Source organism: Pseudonocardia acidicola, assembly GCF_012911935.1.
GTDB classification, from domain to species: Bacteria; Actinomycetota; Actinomycetes; order Mycobacteriales; family Pseudonocardiaceae; genus Pseudonocardia; species Pseudonocardia acidicola.
Map to the genome: position 1 here is coordinate 18,143 of NZ_JAAXLA010000052.1, position 22,276 is coordinate 40,418.

The 22,276-nt window shown below is 73.5% G+C and carries 19 protein-coding genes and 1 pseudogene; 11 read left to right on the forward strand and 9 right to left on the reverse strand.

The window, feature by feature from the left end; genetic code table 11:
* Nucleotides 1–35 precede the first annotated feature (35 nt).
* Nucleotides 36–1,538: pseudogene (locus HF526_RS37055) on the reverse strand (glycoside hydrolase family 140 protein); the annotation flags it as partial.
* Nucleotides 1,539–1,765: 227 nt separating this feature from the next.
* Nucleotides 1,766–3,199: an aldehyde dehydrogenase family protein gene (locus HF526_RS23520; RefSeq protein ID WP_169383731.1), complete on the reverse strand. Its 1,434-nt coding sequence runs from the start codon at nt 3,197–3,199 to the stop codon at nt 1,766–1,768.
* A gap of 216 nt (nt 3,200–3,415) precedes the next feature.
* Between HF526_RS23520 and HF526_RS23525 the strand changes: the two genes are divergently transcribed.
* The gene (locus tag HF526_RS23525; RefSeq protein ID WP_169383732.1) at nt 3,416–3,850 is read left to right on the forward strand and encodes a CBS domain-containing protein; all 435 of its coding nucleotides are present in this window, start codon (nt 3,416–3,418) and stop codon (nt 3,848–3,850) included.
* A gap of 94 nt (nt 3,851–3,944) precedes the next feature.
* On the opposite strand, the gene HF526_RS23530 is transcribed toward HF526_RS23525, so the two are convergent.
* Nucleotides 3,945–4,580 carry a mycothiol-dependent nitroreductase Rv2466c family protein gene (locus HF526_RS23530; protein WP_169383733.1) on the reverse strand — a complete coding sequence of 212 codons (636 nt, stop codon included), beginning with the start codon at nt 4,578–4,580 and terminating at the stop codon, nt 3,945–3,947.
* 209 nt (nt 4,581–4,789) lie between these two features.
* Between HF526_RS23530 and pepN the strand changes: the two genes are divergently transcribed.
* Together pepN and HF526_RS23540 are read left to right on the forward strand one after the other, a co-directional pair.
* A complete protein-coding gene (pepN, locus tag HF526_RS23535; RefSeq protein WP_169383734.1) occupies nt 4,790–7,363 on the forward strand; it encodes an aminopeptidase N in 2,574 nt (857 codons plus the stop codon).
* Between the two features lie 64 nt (nt 7,364–7,427).
* Nucleotides 7,428–8,111 (forward strand): phosphatase PAP2 family protein, encoded by a 684-nt coding sequence (locus tag HF526_RS23540; RefSeq protein ID WP_169383735.1) that lies wholly within the window; start codon nt 7,428–7,430, stop codon nt 8,109–8,111.
* A gap of 35 nt (nt 8,112–8,146) precedes the next feature.
* Here HF526_RS23540 and HF526_RS23545 read toward each other — a convergent pair whose 3' ends face one another.
* From HF526_RS23545 to HF526_RS23570, 6 genes are all read right to left on the reverse strand, one after another.
* The gene (locus HF526_RS23545) at nt 8,147–8,479 is read right to left on the reverse strand and encodes a hypothetical protein (protein ID WP_169383736.1); all 333 of its coding nucleotides are present in this window, start codon (nt 8,477–8,479) and stop codon (nt 8,147–8,149) included.
* A gap of 131 nt (nt 8,480–8,610) precedes the next feature.
* Complete coding sequence (locus HF526_RS37060; RefSeq protein ID WP_169383737.1) at nt 8,611–10,143, reverse strand: ATP-binding protein; 1,533 nt, start codon at nt 10,141–10,143, stop codon at nt 8,611–8,613.
* Nucleotides 10,140–10,859, reverse strand: coding sequence for a response regulator transcription factor (locus HF526_RS23555; protein ID WP_169383738.1), 720 nt, complete (start codon nt 10,857–10,859; stop codon nt 10,140–10,142). The genes HF526_RS37060 and HF526_RS23555 overlap by 4 nt, the downstream gene beginning before the upstream one ends.
* Nucleotides 10,860–11,023: 164 nt before the next feature.
* Complete coding sequence (locus tag HF526_RS23560) at nt 11,024–11,524, reverse strand: DUF5130 family protein (RefSeq protein WP_338051694.1); 501 nt, start codon at nt 11,522–11,524, stop codon at nt 11,024–11,026.
* Nucleotides 11,511–11,759 carry an aa3-type cytochrome oxidase subunit CtaJ gene (gene ctaJ, locus HF526_RS23565; RefSeq protein ID WP_169383740.1) on the reverse strand — a complete coding sequence of 83 codons (249 nt, stop codon included), beginning with the start codon at nt 11,757–11,759 and terminating at the stop codon, nt 11,511–11,513. Before ctaJ ends, HF526_RS23560 begins: the two co-directional genes overlap by 14 nt.
* A 34-nt stretch (nt 11,760–11,793) precedes the next feature.
* A complete protein-coding gene (locus tag HF526_RS23570) occupies nt 11,794–13,254 on the reverse strand; it encodes an amidase (RefSeq protein WP_169383741.1) in 1,461 nt (486 codons plus the stop codon).
* A 342-nt stretch (nt 13,255–13,596) separates the two neighbouring features.
* Here HF526_RS23570 and HF526_RS23575 point away from each other — a divergent pair, with 342 nt between their 5' ends.
* Genes HF526_RS23575 through HF526_RS23610 form a run of 8 tightly spaced genes read left to right on the forward strand, consistent with a single transcriptional unit; the run spans nt 13,597 to nt 22,269 of the window.
* Nucleotides 13,597–14,631 carry a Gfo/Idh/MocA family protein gene (locus tag HF526_RS23575; RefSeq protein WP_169383742.1) on the forward strand — a complete coding sequence of 345 codons (1,035 nt, stop codon included), beginning with the start codon at nt 13,597–13,599 and terminating at the stop codon, nt 14,629–14,631.
* Complete coding sequence (locus tag HF526_RS23580; protein ID WP_169383743.1) at nt 14,628–15,737, forward strand: DegT/DnrJ/EryC1/StrS family aminotransferase; 1,110 nt, start codon at nt 14,628–14,630, stop codon at nt 15,735–15,737. Before HF526_RS23575 ends, HF526_RS23580 begins: the two co-directional genes overlap by 4 nt.
* Nucleotides 15,734–16,711, forward strand: a complete 978-nt coding sequence (locus HF526_RS23585) for a YveK family protein (RefSeq protein WP_169383744.1) — start codon at nt 15,734–15,736, stop codon at nt 16,709–16,711. The genes HF526_RS23580 and HF526_RS23585 overlap by 4 nt, the downstream gene beginning before the upstream one ends.
* A gap of 26 nt (nt 16,712–16,737) precedes the next feature.
* On the forward strand, nt 16,738–17,601 hold the full coding sequence (locus HF526_RS23590; RefSeq protein ID WP_169383745.1) for a polysaccharide deacetylase family protein: 864 nt from the start codon (nt 16,738–16,740) through the stop codon (nt 17,599–17,601).
* The gene (locus HF526_RS23595) at nt 17,594–19,201 is read left to right on the forward strand and encodes a lipid II flippase MurJ (RefSeq protein ID WP_169383746.1); all 1,608 of its coding nucleotides are present in this window, start codon (nt 17,594–17,596) and stop codon (nt 19,199–19,201) included. The genes HF526_RS23590 and HF526_RS23595 overlap by 8 nt, the downstream gene beginning before the upstream one ends.
* Nucleotides 19,198–20,634, forward strand: coding sequence for a hypothetical protein (locus HF526_RS23600; RefSeq protein ID WP_169383747.1), 1,437 nt, complete (start codon nt 19,198–19,200; stop codon nt 20,632–20,634). Before HF526_RS23595 ends, HF526_RS23600 begins: the two co-directional genes overlap by 4 nt.
* Nucleotides 20,615–21,298 carry a sugar transferase gene (locus HF526_RS23605; RefSeq protein WP_338051695.1) on the forward strand — a complete coding sequence of 228 codons (684 nt, stop codon included), beginning with the start codon at nt 20,615–20,617 and terminating at the stop codon, nt 21,296–21,298. Before HF526_RS23600 ends, HF526_RS23605 begins: the two co-directional genes overlap by 20 nt.
* The gene (locus HF526_RS23610; protein ID WP_169383748.1) at nt 21,295–22,269 is read left to right on the forward strand and encodes a glycosyltransferase; all 975 of its coding nucleotides are present in this window, start codon (nt 21,295–21,297) and stop codon (nt 22,267–22,269) included. Before HF526_RS23605 ends, HF526_RS23610 begins: the two co-directional genes overlap by 4 nt.
* Nucleotides 22,270–22,276 lie beyond the last annotated feature (7 nt).

Here is a 22,276-nt window from a genome sequence, read left to right on the forward strand (position 1 = left end):
ACCCCGTACCCGGCGGCGACGTCGTCGAGCACCAGCACCCAGTCCTGGCCACGCTCGCCGTCCGGCGGCGGGAACGCGGCCCGCCCGGCGCTGCGCAGCACCCCGAGTTCGGTCGCCGCGCCGGTCCGCGGGTCGAACCAGTACGGCCGGGCGGTGCTGCCCGTCAGCGCGTCGAGGTCGACCTCGATCGGCCGGCCCGCCGCGGTGTAGGCCATCAGGTAGGAGCCGTTCTCGGCGACGGTCGCGGCGATCCGGTCGGGGCCGCTGCCCACGTCGCCGGAGAGCACCCGCCGGCCGGGGACGGCGTGCCGGTAGGGCCGGGACTCCATGAGCGCCCGCAGGTGGCGCATCTGCCCGGGGGCCGGATCGTCGAGAGCCGCGGTCCAGGTGCCGCGCGCCCCGAGCGACGGTTGCCGGCCGGCGGTCAGGAACTGCCAGACGGCGTGATGGCCGTAGCTGTGCCCGGCGGCGCCGCCGAACACCGCCCAGTAGGCGTCCCGGCGGACGTCGCGCGGGGTCGAGTAGCCCCCGGGCGGATCGTCCCAGCAGTACGGGTGGTCGGAGTAGACCGGCTCGGCGTCGAGGAACGGCTTGGCCGGCTGCGCCGCCCGGGTGTCCTCGACGAGATGCCGGCGCTGCTCGTAGCGCAGGCAGTGCCCGCCGTGCAGCATGTCGAAGCCCAGCCAGTCGTCGGTGTGGAACCAGGTGGCCGAGGTCTGCCCGCCGCGCGGGTGGTAGCTGATCAGGCCGTCGCTGCCGCCGGCGCGCAGGCCCCCCGCCAATTCCCGCCAGACGTCCTCGGCACCATCGGCGGGCGCGTCCCCGCCCAGCACCCAGACGACGGGGGCGGCGGCGTAGCGCTGCCCCAGGAAGGCGCCGTAGGTGCGCGCGTTCGACGCCGTGACCAGGCTGCCGACCTGCGCGTCCGCCCACACCGGCAGCAGCGCCATGCGCAACCCGCGCTCGGCGGCCGCGGCGAGCACGAAGTCGACGTGGTCCCAGTAGTCGTACTGCGCGTCGTCGCTCGCGTCGGCCCCCGGGCTGACCGGCAGCCGGCCCAGGTGGCCGGAGAACGGTGCGTCGCCGTAGCGGTTCGGGCCGGGCCCGCCGGCCTGCGGGAAGATCAGCGCAGCCTGGATGACCGTGAAGCCCTGGGCGGCGCGGGCGTCGAGGTAGGCCAGGGCCTCCGCACGGTCGAGGTTGACGAACAGGCTCCACGCGGTGTCGGCGAGCCAGAAGAACGGGGTGCCGTCGGGCAGGGCGAAGAACCGGCCGTCGACGGTCAGCGGGGGCAGCGCCGCACCGGGCCCGCACGCGCCGGCGGCGCCCGATCCCGCGCTCCCGCCGGCCCGCGCGCCGCGGCCCACGGACCCGGCACCGGGACCGGCCGGGCCGCACCCGGCGACCCCGGCGACCGGCACCGGCGCGGCCACCGGCCCGGGCGCGCGCAGGTGACCGGCGAGCAGCGCGACCGCGCCGGCACAGCACGCGACAACGGCCACCACGTGACGCAGGGAGAACCGGTCGATCGATCGCACGCCCCACCTCGCGCCCCGCCGGGGTGGCGGGGCATCGGCGGGCCGCCGGACCGGGCCGCCGGGCGCTCCTGTCGCGCCGCGACGCCGTCTCCCGGACCGGCGACCCTGGGCGGGGGCGCCGTCGACCGGTCAGCGGGCGCCACCGCGGGTAGGCGCCCACCGTGGCAGTCACGGCCTCGGACCCGAGGCCGTTCGCGCAGACCGGTTGCGATCGCAAAGCCCGCGCGTCAGCGCTGAATGGACTTGACCTCGAGGAACTCCTCCAGCCCGTACCGGCCCAGCTCCCGGCCGTTGCCGGACTGCTTGTAGCCACCGAACGGGGCCATCGGGTTGAACGCGCCGCCGTTGACGTCGACCTGGCCGGTGCGCAGCCGCCGGGCCACCGCGAGCGCGTGGTCCTGCTCGCCGAACACGGCGCCGGCCAGCCCGTAGATCGTCGAGTTGGCGATCTCGACGGCCTCGTCCTCGGTCGAGTAGGGGATCACCGACAGCACCGGGCCGAAGATCTCCTCCTGGGCGATGACGGCGTCCGGCTCGACGTTGCCGAAGATCGTCGGGCGGACGTAGGCGCCGGTCCCCAGGCCCTCGACCGGCCCCGGGCCGCCGAACGCCACCGTCGCGCCGTCGGCGACGCCCCGCTCGATGTAGCTGTTCACCCGCTGCTGCTGTGCGAGCGACGACATCGGACCGATCCGGGTGCTCTCGTCGGCCGGGTCGCCCACCGTGTACTTGGCGGCGGCCGCCGCGGCCAGTTCGAGCGCCTCGTCGTGGCGCGCGGCCGGGACCAGCATGCGGGTCCACGCGGTGCAGGTCTGGCCGCCGTTGATCCAGGCGTTGGCCAGGCCGATCTTGACGGCCTTGGCCAGATCGGCGTCGGGGAGGATCACGTTCGCCGACTTGCCGCCCAGCTCGAGGGCGACCCGCTTGACGGTGTCGGACGCGACCACGGACACCCGCTTGCCGGCCCGGGTGGAGCCGGTGAAGGACACCATGTCGATGTCCGGGTGCGCGGCGACGGCCTCGCCGACCACCGGGCCGGTGCCGTGCACGACGTTGAACGCGCCGCCCGGCAGGCCCGCCTCCGCGGCGGCCTCGGCGAGGATCGCCGCGGTCAGCGGGGCGATCTCGGTGGGCTTGAGCACGACGGTGTTGCCGGCCAGCAGCGCCGGCGCGACCTTGGCCACGATCTGGTGCAGCGGATAGTTCCACGGCGTGATCGCGCCGACGACCCCGATCGGCTCGCGCACGACCAGCGAGTTGCCGATCTCCTCGGTCCACGGGAAGTCGGCGGCGAGCGACGCGACGCCGGCCGAGGAGGCCACCGGCATGGTGGCCTGGACCTTGCGCGAGAACGTGATCGGCGAGCCCATCTCGGCGGTGATCGAGGCGGCGATGTCCGCGCCGCGCGTCGCGAGGCCCTCGGAGATCCGCTGGACCACCGCGGCGCGCTCGGCGACGTCGGTGGCCGACCATTCGCGGAAGGCGGCTCTCGCCGCGGCGACCGCGCGGTCGACGTCGGCGGCGGTGCCCGCGGGGACCTCTGCGATGGCCTCACCGGTGGCCGGGTTGGTCACCTCGATGCGGTCGGCGCCACCGGGGACCACCTCGCCGCCGATCCAGTGCCCGGGCGCGTTCGTGTGGGTCTTCGTCGGAGCAGCCATGAAGGGCATCCTCACATGCCGAGGCGCCCCCATGGGGTCGCGCGACACCCGTGTGGGGGGTGTGCGGGTGGCACGTCGGTGGGGCCACTCGGCGCAAAGAATTCCGCAATTCGGCCCATTCGTGCACCCGATCAGTGACACATAATACCTTGACAGCGCGTTCGACGGCGATCGAGCGCACCATTGGTGCATCGTCGTCGAACGGAGGAGAGACCGATGAAGATTGCGGACATCCTCAATGTGAAGGGCCGAACTGTACATACCGCCCTGCCGTGGACCACGGTAGCCGAAGCGGTCAATCGACTCAACACGCACGGCATCGGCGCCATTCTGGCGTGCGACGCCGATCGCAAGATCTGCGGGATCATCTCCGAGCGCGACATCATCCGGGGTCTCGGCCGTCACGGCAGCGAACTGCTGAACATGAAGATCGACGATGTGATGACCCACCACGTCGTCACGTGTGCGCCGGACGAGACCGTCGCCAACGCCATGGCGCTGATGACCCGGGGCCGCTACCGGCACCTCCCGGTCGTCGACAACGGCAGCCTGATCGGGATGGTCAGCATCGGCGACCTGGTGAAGCACCGTGTGCGGGAGATGGAACTGGAGACCGGCGTGCTGCGCGACGCGGTCATCGCACGGTACTGAGACCCCGGGGGAACGCCCCGGACATCACGAACGGCACCGCCGCCCACCAGGTGTGGGCGGCGGTGCCGTTCGTGGCGTGTCCGGGCGGACCGGCTCAGTCGAAGGTCGGGTCCTCGGTCCGGGTCCGCTTCAGCTCGAAGAAGTGCGGGTACTCGGCAAGCAGCCGCGCGCCGTCGAACAAGCGACCGGCCTGCTCACCCGTCGGGACCTTCGAGATGACCGGGCCGAAGAAGGCGACGCCGTCGACGTGGATGGTCGGGGTGCCCACGTCCAGGCCGACCGGGTCCATGCCGCGGTGGTGGCTCTCGCGCAGCTCCTCGTCGTACTCGGTGCTGCTCGCGGCGTCGGCAAGCGACGCCGGCAGGTCGAGCTCGGCCAGCGCCTCCTTGACGACGACGTCGAAGTCCTTGTTGCCGCCGTTGTGGATACGGGTACCCAGCGCCGTGTAGAGCGGCTCGAGGATCTCCGGGCCGCGCTCACGGGCGGCGGCGATGCAGACCCGCACCGGGCCCCACGCCTTCTCCATCAGCGCACGGTAGTTCTCCGGGAGATCCCGGCCCTCGTTCAGCACGGCAAGGCTCATGACATGGAAGTTCAACTCGATATCGCGCACCTCGCGGACCTCGAGGATCCAGCGGGAGGTCAGCCAGGCCCACGGACAGAGCGGGTCGAACCACAGGTCGACGCGGGACGGGGCCTTCTCGGTGCTGCTCACGTGCTCTCCGATCATGGTTGCGCGCCCCCCGTGGACGCACTCCTACGATGGGCAACACGATGCGGGACCGTGCTGTTCCCCGCATCTCGGCCCGGCCGGGGGGATTTTCCGCGGCACCCGATCCGCGCTCGTGGTTGGATCGGCTGCCTCCGCGCTGGTGAACCGCCCGCCAATCAGCACCGAGCAGCGCCGAGCCGCTCTGCCGAGGAGCACTGAGGAGATTCGTGGCCCCGCCCAACCTGACCCGTACCGACGCCGAGCAGCGCGCCGCGCTGCTGAAGGTCTCCGACTACACCGTCGATCTCGACCTCACCGACGGCAGCGGCAAGCCCGGCGACGCCACCTTCGCGACGACGACGACGGTCCGCTTCGAGTGCCGGGAGCCCGGCGCCGACAGCTGGATCGACTTCGTCGGCGCCGGGGTCGAGTCCGCGACGCTCAACGGCACCCCGCTGGACGTCTCCGGCTACCGCGAGGAGGACGGCATCCCGCTGCCCGGTCTCGCCGCCGAGAACGAGCTGACGGTCGTCGCCACCGGCCGGTACATGAACACCGGCGAGGGCCTGCACCGCTTCGCCGACCCGGTCGACGGCGGCGTGTACCTCTACAGCCAGTTCGAGACCGCCGACGCCAAGCGCATGTTCGCGTGCTTCGACCAGCCCGACCTCAAGGCGCGCTACCAGCTGAACGTGACCGCGGCGGCGGACTGGAAGGTCGTCTCCAACGCGGTCATCGAGGAGACCGGCGAGGGGACGGGCGGCGCGGCGCGGCACCGGTTCGCGCCCAGCGAGATCATGTCCACCTACCTGGTGGCGCTGATCGCCGGCCCGTACGCCGAGTGGCGCGACACCCACGACGGGATCCCGCTCGGCATCTACTGCCGCGCCTCGCTGGCCGAGTACATGGACGCCGACCGGCTGTTCACCGAGACCAAGCAGGGCTTCGACTTCTACCACCGCAACTTCGGCGTGCGGTACCCGTTCGGCAAGTACGACCAGCTGTTCGTCCCCGAGTTCAACGCCGGCGCGATGGAGAACGCCGGCGCGGTGACGTTCCTGGAGGACTACGTCTTCCGCTCCCGGGTCACCCGGTTCATGTACGAGCGGCGCGCCGAGACCGTGCTGCACGAGATGGCGCACATGTGGTTCGGCGACCTGGTCACCATGCGCTGGTGGGACGACCTGTGGCTCAACGAGTCGTTCGCGACCTGGGCGTCGGTGCTGTGCCAGGCCGAGGCCACCGAGTACGCGCAGGCCTGGACGACCTTCGCCAACGTGGAGAAGTCCTGGGCCTATCGCCAGGACCAGCTGCCCTCGACGCACCCCATCGCCGCGGACATCCCGGACCTGCAGGCCGTCGAGGTCAACTTCGACGGGATCACCTACGCCAAGGGTGCGTCGGTGCTCAAGCAGCTCGTCGCCTACGTCGGCCTGGAGCCGTTCCTGGCCGGGCTGCGCAGCTACTTCGCCGCCCACGCCTGGGGCAACGCGACGTTCGCCGATCTGATCGGCGCGCTGGAGGAGGCCTCGGGCCGCGACCTCTCCGGCTGGGGCGAGCAGTGGCTCAAGACCACCGGGCTCAACATGCTGCGCCCGTCCTTCGACGTCGACGACCAGGGCCGGTTCACCCGGTTCGAGGTGGTCCAGGGCGGCGCCCGCCCGGGCGCGGGCGAGTTCCGGACCCACCGCATCGCCGTCGGCATCTACGACGACGACAACCCCGACCGGGAGGGGTCCGGGTCCAAGCTGGTCCGCACCCATCGGGTGGAGGTCGACGTCACCGGTGAGCGCACCGAGGTCCCCGACCTCGTCGGAACGGCGCGGGGCAAGCTGATCCTGGTCAACGACGACGACCTCACCTACTGCGCGCTGCGCCTCGACCCGGACTCGCTCGCCGTGCTGGTCGACCGGATCGGGGACATCGCCGACCCGCTGCCGCGCACGCTGTGCTGGTCGGCGGCCTGGGAGATGACCCGGGAGGCCGAGCTCAAGGCCCGCGACTTCGCCACGCTGGTCGCCGGCGGGTTCGGCTCGGAGTCCGAGATCGGCGTCGTGCAGCGGCTGCTGCTGCAGGCCCAGACGGCGCTGTCCTCCTACGCCGACGAGCAGTGGGCGGCCGAGCGCGGCTGGCCGTTGCTGGTCGACGCGCTGCGGTTCCGGCTGGACACCGCCAAGCCCGGTTCGGACGCCCAGCTCGCGACGGTCAACGCGCTGGCCGGGAGCGTGCTGGACCGGGCCACGCTGGACCGGATGAAGGGCTGGCTGCTCGATGTCGACGTGCCCGAGGGGCTGACCATGGACACCGACCTGCGCTGGCGGCTGCTGCAGGCGCTCGCCGCACACGGAGCCGCCTCGGAGACCGAGATCGACGAGGAGTCGCAGCGCGACCCGACGGCGACCGGGCAGCGGCAGGCCGAGCGGGCCCGTGCGCTGATCCCCACCCCGGAGGCCAAGGCCCGGGCGTGGGACCGCGCGGTGCACGACGACGACCTGCCGAACGCGGTGAACGAGGCGATCATCTCCGGGTTCAGCCACCCGTCGCAGCGGGCGCTGCTGGCGCCGTACGTGGAGCGCTACTTCTCCGACGTGGCCGGTGTGTGGAACCGGCGGACCAGCGAGCGGGCACAGCCGGTGGTGCTGGGCCTGTTCCCGTCGTGGGCCGTGGACAAGGCGACGGTCGACGCCGCCGACACCTGGCTCGCCGACGAGTCGCACCCGCCGGCCCTGCGCCGGTTGGTCTCCGAGGGCCGGGCCGGGATCGTCCGGGCGCTCGCGGCGCGGGAGTTCGACCGGTCCTAGGTTCACAGGACATCCCCATCCTTGAGCGATGACCGGTGCCCGGCGGCGGCGGTAGCGTGGCCGCGTGGTGACCACTCCGTCCGCTGCCGAACGGTCCGCGTTACCTGCCGCACTGCGCCGCCCGGCCGCGATCGTGGTGGTCGTGGCGGCGCTGGTCTTCACGGTGCTGGCCGTGCGTTACGCAGGCGACTCGATGAGCGGCCGGCTGGACGGCAGGCTGCAGGCGCTGGTGTCGCTGTGGACCGGGGACTCGGAGCGGACGTGGCGCGACGCCACCCTGATCGGCAACCCGCTGCCGGTCATCGTGCTCGCGACGCTGCTGACCGGGATCTGCCTGGCGCTGCGCCGGTGGCGGATCGCCATCCTGGCGATCGTGGGGCCGGGCCTCACCGGGGTCGCGACCACGCTGCTCAAGCCGGCGATCGGGCGGACCATCGACGGCGGGCTCGCCTACCCCAGCGGGCACACCGGCGGGGCGACCTCACTGGGCCTGGTCACCGCGCTGCTGGTGATCAGCCTGGTCCGGCCGGGCCCACGGGCCGGGGCTGCGCTGCTGGCGGCCGGTGCGCTCGTCGCGGGCACCGGGATGGCGATCGCACTGGTCGCCGGGGACATCCACTACCCCACCGACACCGTGGGCGGGTTCTGCACAGCCGTCGCGATGGTGCTCGGTTCGGCGCTGGTCATCGAGTGGGCGGCCGAGCGCCGGGCCCGGCGCCGCCGTCTCGGGGAGCGCGGCGGGTCCTGATACCCGCAGGGTGATACCCGCAGGGCCGGTCCCGGTCAGTCTGCGAGCAGCCCGATCCGGCGCAGCGCCCGGCGGATCCGCCCGCTGCGCGGGTGGTAGGCCGAGCACACCGTCGCTCCGCAGGCTCCGCAGTCGCTGCCCGGCCGCAGGTGCTCGTGGGTCTCCCGTTCGTGTCCGCAGGTGCACGTCGTGGCCGACCGCGCCTGCGGCGCGGGGGGTGCCGGCGGCTGCGCCGGTACCTGGTCGGGCGAACCGTCCCGCTGGGCCGGGACGGCCGCGTGGACGTCGCGCTGGACGGGCAGCCCGGCCGGCGGGGTCAGCACGGACGGGCCGGCCTTGCGTGACCGCCGCGATGCCGCATCGCCCATCTGGGTCCCCACCTTCCTCGTCCGAGGAGTCTCCGAGGAGTCATCGCCCCTGACGAACACAGTATGGGACGAAACGGAGGTGCTCGGCATCGCCGAAAATGATGAACCGGCAGCACCGAAGGGGGGTGCTGTCACCGACCGAGACTGTCGGTGACCGATGGCACGGGGGCGCCCACCGGCGGCAGGGTGATCACGGCGAGGCAGCCGGGCGGGTCGGACACGGTGCGTAGCTCGAGGGTGCCGCCCTCACGGTCGACCAGCTGCCGGCTGATGTGCAGCCCGAGCCCGCAGCCACCGGCGGCCTCGTCGCGCACCCCGCGCGCGAACACCGCCTCCTCGCCGCCGGAGGCCAGGCCGGGTCCGCGGTCGCGCACCTCGACCGCGACGGCGCCGTCCGCGGAGCGGGCCCGGATCGTGACCGGGGTCCCGGGGGCGTGCCGGTCGCAGTTCGCGAGCAGGTTCGTGACGACCTGGGCGAGCACCGCGGAGTGGCCGCGGGCGGCCAGCCCCGGCTCGACCTCCAGGTCGACCGCGGCGTCGCGCGACCGCCGCAGCGCGGCGAGCCCGGCGAGTACCGGCTCGACCTCGTACTCCTGGGGCGCGCCGTCGTCGAACGCCTCGCCCCCGCCGCCATCGATACCGGCGCCGTCCAGGATCAGGTGCAGTCGCCCGAGCTCGGCCAGCACGGCCTGTTTGAGGCGCTCGTGGTCCTCCGAATCGGGCTCGGAGCTGAGCAGGTGGGTGATCCCGGCGAGCCCCGCCAGCCCGTTGCGCAGCTCGTGGTCGCGTTCAGCAGCGAGCTCGGTCGCGCGCTCCATGTGCAGCGCCGCCGCCGCGAGCTCCTCCTGCTGCTCCCACTGCTGGGACCGCAGGGCGCTCAGCGCGCGCTGCACGAGCTGGGCCAGCCCGACCAGGACGACGACGAGACCGATCAGCCGCAGCACGGCGAACACCAGGTTCCCGCCGGCGCCCGGGAGGCCCACCCCGACCCGGTAGAGCTGGGCGACGGCGAGCACGACCAGTCCCAGCCCGAACCGCGACCGCGGGGTGCTCTGCCGGGCGACGCCGTCGACGACGAACGCGACCGCCGTCGCCGTCCAGCCGACCAGCACCGCGATCGTGATCATCGGGCCCTCGACGAGCACTCGGGCGGGGCCGACGTCCGGCGTGTTCAGCGCGGCCACGGCGAGCAGGCCGCCGCCGAACATGACCACCCAGCCACCCCAGGACCCGAGCGCCCGCGGCGGGCGGATCGAGAGCAGCAGCAGCACGAGCGCGGTCAGGTAGGCCACCAGCCGGGACGCGCGGTGCGCGAGGTCGAGGTCGGTGGGCGACGCCGCGCTCCAGGGCAGCACGACGACGCAGTACAGGATGAGCGCGGAGGCGATCCAGCCCGGCCGCGGGTCGCCGAGCAGCCGCGACGCAACCACCGCGAGGATCGCGGCCCCGGCGCCGACGGCCGCGGCCGCCAGCGTCAGGATCTGCCCGGTCAGCACCGGGTCGAGGACGTCCAGGACGGACGGGGCGCCGAACACCACGGCGGCCACCGCGCACACCCCCGCCGTGACCACGGTGTCGATGGCGCGGCGGGAGGCCCACCGCGCCGCGAGCCGGCGCTGCCCCGCGGCGGCGCCGGCTCCACCGCGGGCGGCCGGCCGGGTCACCTGCGGTGTGCCTTGCGGTACAGCGCGACGGCTTCGAGTTGGGAGCCGACCTCGAGCTTGGTCAGGACGGCCCGGATCTGCGTGCGCACGGTGGCGAGCGAGACCACGAACAGATCGGCGACGGCCTGCGCGCGGCGGCCCCGGGCGAGTTCGGCGAGCACCTCGCGCTCGCGCTGGGTGAGCCGGGCCAGCTTCTCGGTGAGCTCCCGGCTCTCGGCCAGCCGCCGGTGGTGCAGGTCGATGAACTGCCGGCGGCGTGCCGGCGACATGACCTCCCGCCCGGCCGCGGCCTCGCGGACGGCGCGCAGCAGGGTGGGGAACGGGGCGTGCTTGGGCACCCAGGCCAGCGCCCCGGCGTCGAGCGTGGCACCGATGCGCCCGTGGTCGGCACTCCCGGAGAGCACCAGAACCCGCCAGCCGGACGCCCGCAGCGGCTCGATCAGGTCGGCGCCGTCGATCCGGTTGCCCTCGGCGTCGCGGCCGAGGTCCAGATCGAGCAGCGCGAGCCCGGGGGTCAGCGCGGCGGCCTCGGCGAGGATTCCCTCGGTGGAACCGGCCCGGCAGTGCTTCGCGTGCATGCCCTCGTCGTGCAGGCTGCGTGCCAGTGCGGTCCCGACGAGCGCGTGGTCGTCGACGATGAAGACGGGCGTGGCGAGGTCTCGGAGCGGCTGCTCCGCGACCTTGTCGGCCTCGGGGATCTGTCGTGAATCAGTCATGGGCGCGGTCGTCCACTCGACGCGAGACGCTCTCGCCGACAGTCGACGATGTGTGGATGGTGAGGGTTGGAGCCCCTCATCGCAGCACGGCGCGGGCCTTCGGCGCACATGCGTCCACCATATGGGCTAGCGATACACCCCGTAGCGCGCTGCGCACGATCGGGTCACTGCGTGCGGGCCCGCCCACCCGCCTGATCCGCGAGCATGCGCAGACCGCTGAGCAGCCCGCCCACCAGGTCACTCTCCCGGAAGGACGCCACCATGCTCATCACGGCCAGCTTGGCGCCGCGGTCCGGGAGCCGCAGCCGCGCCTCCGGGCCGGTCACCACGTCGACGACCCGGTGCTCCGGGTCGACGGCCACCAGCACGGCTTCGGCGGAACCGGGGAGCCGGCCGTGCAGTTCGGCGGCCCGCTCGTCGGGCTTGCCGCCCAGATCGCCCAGGTAGACGCTGAAGCGCAGGCCCGTCTCGCGGCTCGCCATCGTCAGTGCCTCGTCGAGGCGGGAGAGCTGGACCGGGCTGAACGGCTGGTCGGCCTTCGACGGCTCCCGGAACACCTCGGCCCGCGACACGCGCCCGGACGTGGTGACGACCGCGCCCTGGGGCAGGTCGTCGGGGTTGACCTCGGCCAGCGCGCCGTGTCCGCCGTGCTCACCAGTTGCCACGGGCACCTCCCCGACCAGCGGCCGAAGCCGCATCCGCCCCGGGCTCGTCGTGCGCAGGCGCAAGCCCCGCACCCTCCGGGTTCGCGGTCCACCACATGGGCTCGTACGTCCAGGGCTGACCGGCCCGGTACCGGGGCCGCCGCGCCATCTTGGGCCCGACCACCAGCAGGACGATCAGCAGGTACAACGCCACGGGCGGCACGACGAACAGCAGCACCGTCTGCACCACGCTCACGACCCAAAGCTATCCGATGAGCGCCTGGTGCGACTCACCAGGTCGGCGGTCGCCGATCACACCACTGCGCGGCCGCCTCGAGCTGCGCGGCCAGCTCGAGCAACAGCGCGTCGGCGCCGGGCCGGCCGACGAGCTGCACGGCCACCGGCAGCTCCGGACCGTTCGGGGCCGTCGCGTCCCGGCCCCAGCCGACCGGAAGGCTGAGCGCGGGCTGGCCGGTGATGTTGTAGGTCGCGGTGAACGGGGTGAACCGCTTCTGCCGCTCGAAGTCCTCGGCCGGGTCGCCCCCGGCGGTGAACCAGCCGACCGGGCGCGGCAGTTGCGCGAGGGCCGGGGTGAGCACGACGTCCACGCCGGTGTCCGCGTCGGCCTGGGCCCCGACGACGGTCCGCGTCACCCCGAGCGCGGCCTGCGTCGCGGCCAGGTACTCGGGGGCGCTGATCGCACTGCCGCGGTCGCGCCACCACCGGGTCAGCGGGGCGAGCAGCGGCTCCGCCTCGGCCGGCACCGGGTGGGCGTGCGCGAGCACCGCCCACAGCGTCTCGAAGGCGGGCAGGAACTCGGGACTGATCCCCGGGTCGAACTCGACGACGTCGTGCCCCAGCCCGGCCAGCAGCTCCGAGGTCCGCTCGTAGCCGGCGATGCAGGCCGGATCGACCTCGGCGCCGGGCACCGGCGGAGTCCGGTAGCGACCGATCCGCAGCCGTCCCGGCGCGGCCCGCTCGACGTGGCCCGCGTAGGTCTCCCCCGCCGGCAGCGGCGCGGCCGGGTAGGCCTCACCGGGCACCGCGACGGCCAGCACGTCGAGCATCGCCGCCGCGTCGGCGACCGTGCGGGCCAGCGGACCGGACACCGACATGCCCAGCGGGTCGCCGCCCAGCGGGCCGCGCGACACCAGCCCCCGGGTGGTCTTGAGCCCGACCAGCCCGCAGGCCGCGGCCGGGATCCGGATCGACCCGCCGCCGTCGGTGCCGTGCGCGAACGCGACCAGCCCGCCCGCCACCGCCGCACCGGCGCCGCCGGAGGAGCCGCCGGCCAGCCGCGTGGTGTCCCACGGCGTCACCGCGGGCGGCCGGCCCGCGGGCTCGGTGTAGGGCGGCAGCCCGAACTCCGGGGTCGAGGTCTTGCCCACGCTGATCGCGCCGGCCTCGCGCAGCAACCGGGCGGCGTCGTCGTCGACGTCGGGGACGAAGTTCGCATAGACCGGCGAGCCGAAGGTCGTGCGGACCCCGGCGGTCATCGCCAGGTCCTTGATGGCGGTGGGCACGCCGAGCAGCGGCGGCAGGTCGTCACCGGAGCCGGCGGCGAGCCGCCGGTCCGCTTCGCGGGCCGCCTCGAGCGCCCGGTCCGGGGTCAGCGTGACGAACGCGCCGAGGGTGGCGTCGAGTGCGTCGATGCGGCTCAGCGTGTGCTCGACGAGCTCGTGCGCGCTCAGCTCGCGGCGGCGCAGCGCCGCGGCCTGCTCCAGGGCGGTCAGTTCGTGCGGCTCGGCCATGTACGCATCGTGTACCACCGGACCCGCGCCCCGGACCCGCCCCGGACGCCCGGGTGAAAAGTCCGAATTCAACCGGTTCTTCATGCCGGGGCCACGTGGACCCATAAAAATGCGCACGCGTTCTAAACCATTGGCCCATTCGGCGCCGGACGATTTCATAGAGAATCTTCCAGCGCCGATGCGTAACTCCGCTCGGCATCAAAACGATCCTACCTAGGGATTCCTCGTCGGTCGGCATCCCTTCGATCTTGTTCCGCGGGTGCGCGACCACTTTGTTCCGAGGACTGCGCGAGCTCTGGGGGAAGCACAATGGACGAACGAGCGAGAACGCGAATCGCAGTGATGGGGTACGGCTACTGGGGGAGCAAGCACGTCCGCGTTCTCAGTTCCATGCCGGACGTCTCGGTCACCGTGGTGGACATCAGCCCGGAGCGACTTCGCGACGCCGCGGCGCGGTGTCCCACCGTCCGCACAGCAGCCCACCTCGGGCACGTGATCGACGACGTCGACGCGGTCGTCGTCGCGACACCGCCGTCGACGCACTTCCCGATCGCGAACCGGGCCCTCGGCGCCGGCCGCCACGTCCTCGTCGAGAAGCCGATGGCGACCTCGGTCCCCGATGCCGAGGCCCTGGTCGCGACCGCGGCCCGGCACGGCGCGCAACTCATGGTGGGGCACACCTTCGAATACAACCCCGCGGTCCGCAGGCTCCGCGACATCATCCGCTCCGGCGTACTGGGCCGGATTCTCTACATCGACGCGGCGCGCCTGAACCTGGGTCAGTACCAGCGCGACGTCAACGTCATCTGGGACCTCGCGCCGCACGACATCTCGATCGCCTCCTATCTGCTCGACGAGCTTCCTGTGTCCACTGCGGTATGGGCCTGCCGCAACATCGGCCGGCGCCATGCCGACGTCGCCTACCTGCGTCTGGACTTCCCGACCACGCACGCATTCGTACACGTCAGTTGGCTCAACCCGAACAAGGTGCGGCGCACGACGGTGGTCGGCGAGCAGAAGATGGCGATCTACGACGACTTGTCGGACAACGAGCGGATCCGCATCTACGACATCGGCGTGGACCCGGCCGGTGCGGACGACGCGCAGGCGACCGGGGACATGCCGGTCAGCTACCGGACCGGCGACATCACCTCGCCGTACGTGCCGTTCCGCGAGCCGCTGATGATCCAGGACGGCCACTTCGTGGAGTGCATCCGCACCGGTAGACAGCCCGACACGCCGGGCGAGCGCGGCCTGGAGGTCGTGCGGGTGCTGGCCGCGACCGACCGCGCGATCGCCACCGGGCAGTCCTCGCCCGTGTTCGGGGCTCCGGGCGTCGCGCCGGTGCTGGTCCCGAGCAGCCGGGCGGCCTCATGACCGCGCCGCGCCGCACCGTGGAGTTCCTCGACCTCGTCGGACAGCACGACCGGCTGCACGACCAACTGGACGTGGCCTGGAAGGCGGTGCTCGCCAGCGGGTACTTCGTGGGCGGTCCCGAGGTGGCCGCCTTCGAGGCCGAGTTCGCCGCCTACTGCGGCGCGGCGCACTGCGTCGGGGTCGCCAACGGCACCGACGCGCTCGAGCTGATCCTGACCGGACTGGGCATCGGTCCGGGCGACGAGGTGATCGTGCCGGCCAACACGTTCGTGGCCACCGCAGAGGCGGTGTGCACCGTGGGGGCCCGCCCACGGTTCGTCGACGTCGCGCCGGACACGCTGCTGATCGACCCGGACCTGGCCGCCGCCGCGGTGACCCCGCGGACGGCCGCGATCATCGCCGTGCACCTCTTCGGACAGATGGCCGACATGCCGGCGCTGCGCGCGGTGGCCGACCGGCACGGCCTCGCCCTCGTCGAGGACGCCGCACAGGCGCACGGGGCCCGCTTCGCGGGGGTGCGGGCCGGGAGCGCCGGGGCCGCCGCGGCGTTCAGCTTCTATCCGGGCAAGAACCTGGGCGCGCTCGGCGACGGCGGTGCCGTCGTGACCGGCGATCCCGCCCTCGCCTCCCGGATCCGCCGGCTGGCCGACCACGGCCGGTCGCCGGTCGACCGGCACCGGCACGAGGTGTCCGGGCGCAACAGCCGGCTCGACAGCCTGCAGGCGGCGGTGCTGCGGGTGAAACTGTCCGGACTCGACGATGCGAACCGCGCGCGGGCCGCGGTGATGCGTCGTTACCGCACGAACCTGCCGGTGTGGTGCGTCCCGGTCACCGTCGCGCCCGCGGCCCAACCCGTCCACCACCTCGCCGTGGTGCAGGTGCCGGACCGGGCGGCCGTCACCGCGGCGCTCGACGCGGCGGGCATCGGATGGGGTGTGCACTACCCCGTTCCGTGTAACCGGCAGCCGGCGTTCGCCACCTACGGAGAGCGGCTCCCGGTCGTCGAGGCGGCGGCGGACCGCATCCTCTCCCTCCCCATCCATCCGACGCTCGATCACTTCCAGATCGATCTGGTGTGCGACACGGTTCGAGGTGCCCAATGGTGAAGAAGAGTGCGACCGACCAGCGGGAGACGGTCGCCGAGGCGGTCCGGCGGAAGCTCGCCGCGGACTCGCCGACCGTACAACCCGCCGTCGATCCCGGTCCGGCCAACGGCCACGGGCGCGCCGGGGAGACCATCGATCCGGTCGTCGCGCCGCCGCGGCGGGCCGAGCCGGTCGAGGAGGCGCCCTGGGCGCCGGCCGGCACCCTCGCCGCCGGTGAGCCGCCGGCGCCCCCGCCCCGGCGGTCGCTGACCGGCCGGGAGTGGTTCCGGCTCGTGCTGCTCGGCCTGCTGCTGGTCGTGCTCGGTGCCGGTGCCTCGGTCACGACGTCGCTGCTGCTGCCGCCGACGTACGCCTCGCGCGTCGAGGTGATGTACAAGGTCCAGAACGAGCAGTCCACGGGCTTCCTGCGCGAGGACCGCAACCTCACGACCCAGGCCGTGCTGATGACCAGCCGCGCCGTGCTCGAGCCGGTCGCCGCCGCCAACGGCATGACCGTCGAGGACCTCGGCAAGAAGGTCACCGCGACGATCGTCGAGGGCAGTGACTTCATCACCATCGAGGCCCACGACCGCAACCGGACCACCGCGACCGCCATCGCCGACGCCGTGGCGAAGAGCTACCTGAACATCGCCGGGCACTTCGGGGAACTGGGGACGCGGCAGTACCTGACCGCCCAGCAGGCGGCGGTCGCCGCGCAGATCGCGGCGCTGCCGGCGGGCACGACCAACCAGGCCCTCACCGACCAGGCAGCCGCGATCAAGGCCCAGCTGGATGCGCTCAACACCAGCATCAACGCCACCGGCACCGGTGCCGACGCGACGGGCCCGCTGTCCCAGATCGTCGTCCCGGCGTACTCGGTCCCCGACCCGGTCGGCTTCCGGCCGCCGCTGGCCGCCGGCCTGGGCGCGCTGGGCGGGCTGCTCGTCGCGGTGGTGGCCGCGGCGCTGCTGGCGCGGCGTTGGACCCGGCGCTGAGCCGGCGCCGGCGCAGGCCCCGACCGATGTCCACCCGGACCCTCCTGCACACCGGGCGGTTGACGTTGCTCCGCCCGGCGCCGCGGCCACGACTGCCCCGGCAGGCGCCGCGGGTGCTGATGTACCACTTCTTCGGCGACGCCCCGGCCGGCGGCGATCCCAAGGGCCTGTTCGTCAGCCGGCAGGCCTTCGCCGCGCAGCTCGAGGACCTGCGCCGGCGCGGCTGGCGGGCGTTGAGCCTGGACGACTACCTCGCCGGGCTCGCCGGGCGGCCCACCCCGCGGCGCTCGTTCCTGGTCACCATCGACGACGGCCACGAGTCCGTGGGGCGGGTCGCGGCGCCGGTGCTCGCCGCGGCGGGCGTGCCGGCGGTGCTGTTCGTGTGCCCGGGTCTGCTCGGCGGCCGGGCGCGCTGGACCCCCGGCTACACCGGTGAGCGGCTCGCTGCGGCGGCGGAGCTGACCCAGCTGTGCGGGGACGGCGTCGAGCTGGGTGTGCACGGCTTCGACCACACCCGGCTCGCCGGGCTGGACGGGGCCGCCCTGCACCGGCAGGTCGCGGCGGCACGTGCGGAACTGGCGGCGGTGACCGGGGTGGCGCCCCGGGCGTTCGCCTACCCGTACGGCACCTTCGACGAGGCCGCGCGGCACGCAGTGGCGGCCGCCGGGTACGACGTCGGCTTCGCCGTCGCCCGGGAAGGCGGTCGCTTCGCCGTGGACCGGGTGGGCGTGCACGGCGCGGACTCGCCACGGATGTTCCGGTTCAAGCTGTCCCCGGCCTACCGGCTGCTGTCCCGGACCGCAGGTCGCACGCAGCGGCTGCGGCACCGGGTCCGCGAGGTCGTGCACCCCGCCGGTCGTGACCGCGAGGCCGGGTGGCCCGATGAGTGAATCGGCGACGGTGATGAACGAGACTCCCCGCGACCCCGCCCGCAGCTCGGTCACCGTCGCGGGATGGACGCTGGTCAGCCGGGTGACCGGGCTGTTGCGCGTGTTGGTGATCGGTGCCGTGCTGGGCCCCACCTACTTCGCGAACAGCTTTCAGTCCGGCTACGTGGTGCCCAACCTGGTCTACACGGTCATCGCCGGTCCGGTGCTGGCCATGGTCGTCGTACCGACGGTCGTGCGGGTCGCGGCGGTGCACGGCACCGGGCACGCGGCCCGCACCCTCGCCCGGGTGGGCGGGGTCCTGCTGGCCATCTCCGCCGTGGTCGCCGTCGTGCTGGCGCTGCTGTCGCCGGCGGTGGCCTGGACGCTGACCGTGGGCATCCCCGACCCGGCGGTCCGGGAGCGCGCGTTCCGCCTCACCGTCGTGCTGGTCCTGTTCGTCGCCCCGCAGATCGTGCTCTACACGGTGGCCGCGCTGGGGGTCGCCGCGCTGCAGGCCCGGCAGCGGTTCGCGCTGGCCGCCGCGGCACCCGCCGTGGAGAACCTGGGTCTGATCGTCACCGTGCTGCTCGCCGGCGCCGTGTACGGGGCCGGGCTGGAGGCCGGCGCGGTGCCGATGGACATGATCGTGCTGCTGGGGGTGGGCTCGACGCTGTCCGTCGTCGCGCACGCCGGGATCCAGCTGTTCGGGGCGGCCCGGCTCGGTATGGTCGCCCGCCCGACGCTGGACTGGCGCCGGGATCCCGACGCCGTCGACGTCGTGCGCCGCATCGTGCGGTCGATGTGGGTGGCCGCGTGCCCCACGTCCGCGATGTACGCGCTGCTCGCGCTGGCCACCACGGTGCGCGGGGGGGTGCTCGTCGTGCAGCTGTCGTATTCGGTGTTCTACGCGCTGTCCTATCTGGGCGGGCGGGCCGTCTCGATGGCCGCGCTGCCGGGTCTCGCCGCCGCGGCCCGGCTGCCCGACCGCGGGCCGTTCGCCGCGGCCTGGCGCACCGGCCTGCTCTATGCCCTGCTGGCCGGCCTGCCCGGCCTGATCCTGCTGGCGGCGTTCGCCTGGCCGACCGCCGATCTGCTCGCCAACGGGGAGCTGCGCAACGCCGTCCTGATCTCCCAGCTCGCCGCGTGCCTGACCGTCGTCGCGTTCGCGCAGTTGGTGGGTGGCCTGCACGACCTGGGCCAGCAGGCACTGTTCGCCCGGCTCACCGACCGCGGGCCGCGGCTGGCCGCCGGGGCGGCGCTGGCGGTCACGCTGGCCACCGCGGGGGCGGCGTTGCTGCTGCCTGCCGCCGGCCCGCGGCTCGTCGGGCTGGTCGGCGCCCTGCTCGCAGGTGAGCTCGCCGCCGCCGTGATCGTGCTGGGCCGGATCCGGGCCGCGCTCCGCCCGCACGCCGTGGTGGAGCCCCATCAGCTCGGCCGGGTCGCGCTGGCGGGGGCCTCGATGCTGCCCGTCGTGGCGCTGGGCTGGTGGGCGCTGGCCGCCGCCCAGCCGGGCCGGCTGGGCATCCTGGCCCTGCTGTCCGCGTGCGGTGCGGTCGCGCTGGCGGTCTACGTCGGCGTCGTGCGGTACACCGGGCGGCACCTGGTGCGGGGTGCGGCATGACCGCCGACCTGCTCCCCGCGACGGCGCCCCCCGCGCCGCCGGCCCGGCGCCGGCGCTCGGGCACCCTGCTGGTGCTGGTCGCCGCGCTGGCCACCGTGCTGGTCGGGGCCGTCATGGTGGTCCTGCCCTCGGTCGGCGCCTGGGGGATCCTCGCCGGGCTGGCCTGCCTGGAGCTCGTCGCCCTGACGGCGTACCGGCCGGTCTTCGCCGTCTACGCCTACATGGCGACGCTGCCCTTCCTCGGCGGGATCGACCGCGGCACCCTCATCCCGCTGGTCCGGCCCAGTGAGGGGCTGCTCGCCCTGCTCACGCTGGGCGCCGCGGTGGGCTACTACGTGCGCTACCTGCGGGGCGAGCGGATCGAGTGGCGCTGGCACCCGGTGGACCGCCCGCTGCTGGCGTTCCTGCTGCTGTCGACGGTGTGGCCGCTGGTGTCGTACATGCTGCAGGGGCAGATGCCGCAGTCCTCCGACTACGCGGCGATCCTGCCGGTCTGCAAGCTCGTCGGGCTCTACCTGCTGGTCCGGCTCGCCGTGGTGTCCGAGGACCAGATGGTCCGGATGTCGCGGGTGATCGTGTGGCCGGGCGCAGCGCTGGCGGTCATCGCCATCCTGCAGACGCTGAACTTCGGGCCCGTCGTCTCGCTCCTGGAGACCTACTGGGCCTCGCCCGGGGACGACCCGCAGGCGATCACCGAGCGCGGGTCCGCGACCCTGGCCTCGCCCATCGCCACCGGGGACTACATCGTCATCAGCCTGGTGCTGCTGATCATCCTGTCGATGCGCGGCCGGCTCGGCCGGCGGGAGGGCCTGGCCCTGGGGCTGATCCTGGGCACCGGGGTGCTGGCCGCCGGCCAGTACAGCATCTGGATCTGCGCCGTGGTGGCCGGCTGGATGCTGCTGCGCCGGTACCCGCGGCTGCGCCCCCGGGTGGTACGGCTGCTGCCTGCGGCGGTGGTGGTGTGCCTGGTCGGGGCGCCGGCCGTGATCGCCCGCATCGGGGAGTTCCAGGGCACCGGGCTGCCGGTCAGCTGGCTGGGACGCATCGACAACCTGTCGAACTTCTTCCTTCCCCGGTTCGACCCGTTGCACATCGCGATCGGGGTGGCACCGAACCCGGTCCTGCAGGCCCCGGAGACCTGGCGCGACGTCATCTACCTGGAGAACGGCTACCTGTACTTCCTCTGGATCGGCGGGCTGCCGCTGCTGGCCGGGTTCGCCTGGCTGACCGTCGTGGTCCTGCGCCACCTGCGCGGGACCGCCGTCCGTGCGGCGATGCCGGGGGCCTACGCGGCGGCGCTGTACATCGTGTGGTGGGTGCTGCTGATCGTGACGGTCATCGACCCCCATCTCGAGCAGCGCGGAACCGGCGACCTGATCTTCGCCATGCTCGCGATGACGGTCGGGAGGGGTCGTGAGCCACGACACGGGTGAGACCTCCGCGATCGCGGACGGACCGGGAAGCCCCGACCTGACCGGGCCGGCGGCGCTGGCGCGCCGCACGGTCGACGTCGTCCTTGCCGTACTGCTGATCGTGATCGTGCTGCTCCCGATGCTGTTCATCGCGTGTGCGATCCGGCTGGAGGGCGGTGGGCCCGTGCTGTTCCGGCAACGGCGGGTCGGGCAGCACGGCCGGGTGTTCACGCTGCTGAAGTTCCGCACCATGCGCCTCGGCGGCGATGACGCGGCGCTGCGCGAGTTGATCGCCCGCGAGCTGCGCGGCGAGGACACCTGCGAGGACGGCAGCTCGAAGCTGAACCGGGACCCGCGGGTCACCCGGACCGGAAACCTGTTGCGCCGCACCAGCTTCGACGAGCTGCCGCAGCTGTTCAACGTGGTCCGCGGGGACATGGCCCTGGTGGGTCCCCGGCCCTGCCTCGAATGGGAGGCCGAGATGTTCCCACCCGAGTTCGCGTCCCGGTTCACGGTGCCGCCGGGCCTGACCGGGTTGTGGCAGGTCAGCGGCCGCAGCCGGCTCGGCACCCTCGACATGCTGCGGCTCGACGCGCGCTACGTGCGACAGCGGACGTTCTGGTCGGACATGGGGATCCTGCTGCGCACGGTCCCGGCGCTGCTGCGCGGAGGTGGGGCCCGATGACCACGCTGTTCCTGGCCACCACCGGGGGCCATCTCACCCAGCTGAGCGGCCTGGCCGAGCGGATCCCGCGGGACCCGGACTCGCTGTGGGTGACGCACGAGAACGAGCAGAGCCTGTCGATGCTGGCCGGCCGCGAGGTCGAGTACGTCCCCTACGTCGGCGTCCGGGACGTTCGCGGGGTGCTGCGCTGCCTGCCGCATGCGCATGCGCTGCTGCGCCGCCGGGGTATCACCCGCGCGGTGTCGACCGGTTCCGGGATCGCGCTCGGCTACCTGCCCTACCTCGCCGCACGCGGGGTCGCGTGCCACTACATCGAGAGCGCGGCCCGGGTCGGCGGCCCGTCGATGACCGGCCGCATCCTGCGCCGGGTGCCGCGGGTGCGCACCTACACCCAGTACCGGCACTGGAGCGACGCGCACTGGCACTACGGCGGCAACGGGTTCGACGTCTACGAGCCGGCGCCGAGGCAGCCGCGCCTCGGCGACCGGATCCGGGTCGTCGTCACCCTGGGCACGGCCACCGAGTTCCCGTTCCGGCGCCTTGTCGTCCCACTGTCGAAGACGCTGGCCGCGGGCGGGGATCTGGAGCAGGCCACCGGGCTGCCGGTCGAGGTGCTCTGGCAGACCGGTGGAACACCGGTGGGCGATCTGCCGCTGACGGCGACGCCGTTCCTGCCGGCCGCCGATCTGTGGGACGCGCTGGCCCGGGCCGACATCGTGGTCAGCCACGCCGGCGGCGGGTCGGCGCTGGCCAACCTCGCGGCCGGCCGCTTCGCGATCATGGTCGACCGGTTCGCGCGCTACGGCGAGTCGAACGACGACCACCAGCGCGAGCTCGCCCAGGAGCTTGCCGCCCGCGGGCTGGTCCTGCACCGCGACGCCGGTGCCGTCACCGTCTCCGACCTGCTCGCGACGCTGCAGACCGCGGTGCGGCGGGTCGCCGCTCCCCGTGCCTTCGAGCTCCTCCCGTGATCACCTG

What these genes read in the sequence shown, in the direction of transcription:
- HF526_RS23575 (WP_169383742.1), top strand. Translation starts at nt 13,597, where the DNA reads ATGGGGTACGGCTACTGGGGGAGCAAGCACGTCCGCGTTCTCAGTTCC.
- HF526_RS23570 (WP_169383741.1), bottom strand. Translation starts at nt 13,254, where the DNA reads ATGGCCGAGCCGCACGAACTGACCGCCCTGGAGCAGGCCGCGGCGCTG.
- HF526_RS23610 (WP_169383748.1), top strand. Translation starts at nt 21,295, where the DNA reads ATGACCACGCTGTTCCTGGCCACCACCGGGGGCCATCTCACCCAGCTG.
- HF526_RS23555 (WP_169383738.1), bottom strand. Translation starts at nt 10,859, where the DNA reads ATGACTGATTCACGACAGATCCCCGAGGCCGACAAGGTCGCGGAGCAG.
- HF526_RS23600 (WP_169383747.1), top strand. Translation starts at nt 19,198, where the DNA reads ATGACCGCCGACCTGCTCCCCGCGACGGCGCCCCCCGCGCCGCCGGCC.
- HF526_RS23595 (WP_169383746.1), top strand. Translation starts at nt 17,594, where the DNA reads ATGAGTGAATCGGCGACGGTGATGAACGAGACTCCCCGCGACCCCGCC.
- HF526_RS23530 (WP_169383733.1), bottom strand. Translation starts at nt 4,580, where the DNA reads ATGATCGGAGAGCACGTGAGCAGCACCGAGAAGGCCCCGTCCCGCGTC.
- HF526_RS23590 (WP_169383745.1), top strand. Translation starts at nt 16,738, where the DNA reads ATGTCCACCCGGACCCTCCTGCACACCGGGCGGTTGACGTTGCTCCGC.
- HF526_RS23545 (WP_169383736.1), bottom strand. Translation starts at nt 8,479, where the DNA reads ATGGGCGATGCGGCATCGCGGCGGTCACGCAAGGCCGGCCCGTCCGTG.
- HF526_RS23580 (WP_169383743.1), top strand. Translation starts at nt 14,628, where the DNA reads ATGACCGCGCCGCGCCGCACCGTGGAGTTCCTCGACCTCGTCGGACAG.
- HF526_RS23525 (WP_169383732.1), top strand. Translation starts at nt 3,416, where the DNA reads ATGAAGATTGCGGACATCCTCAATGTGAAGGGCCGAACTGTACATACC.
- HF526_RS23520 (WP_169383731.1), bottom strand. Translation starts at nt 3,199, where the DNA reads ATGGCTGCTCCGACGAAGACCCACACGAACGCGCCCGGGCACTGGATC.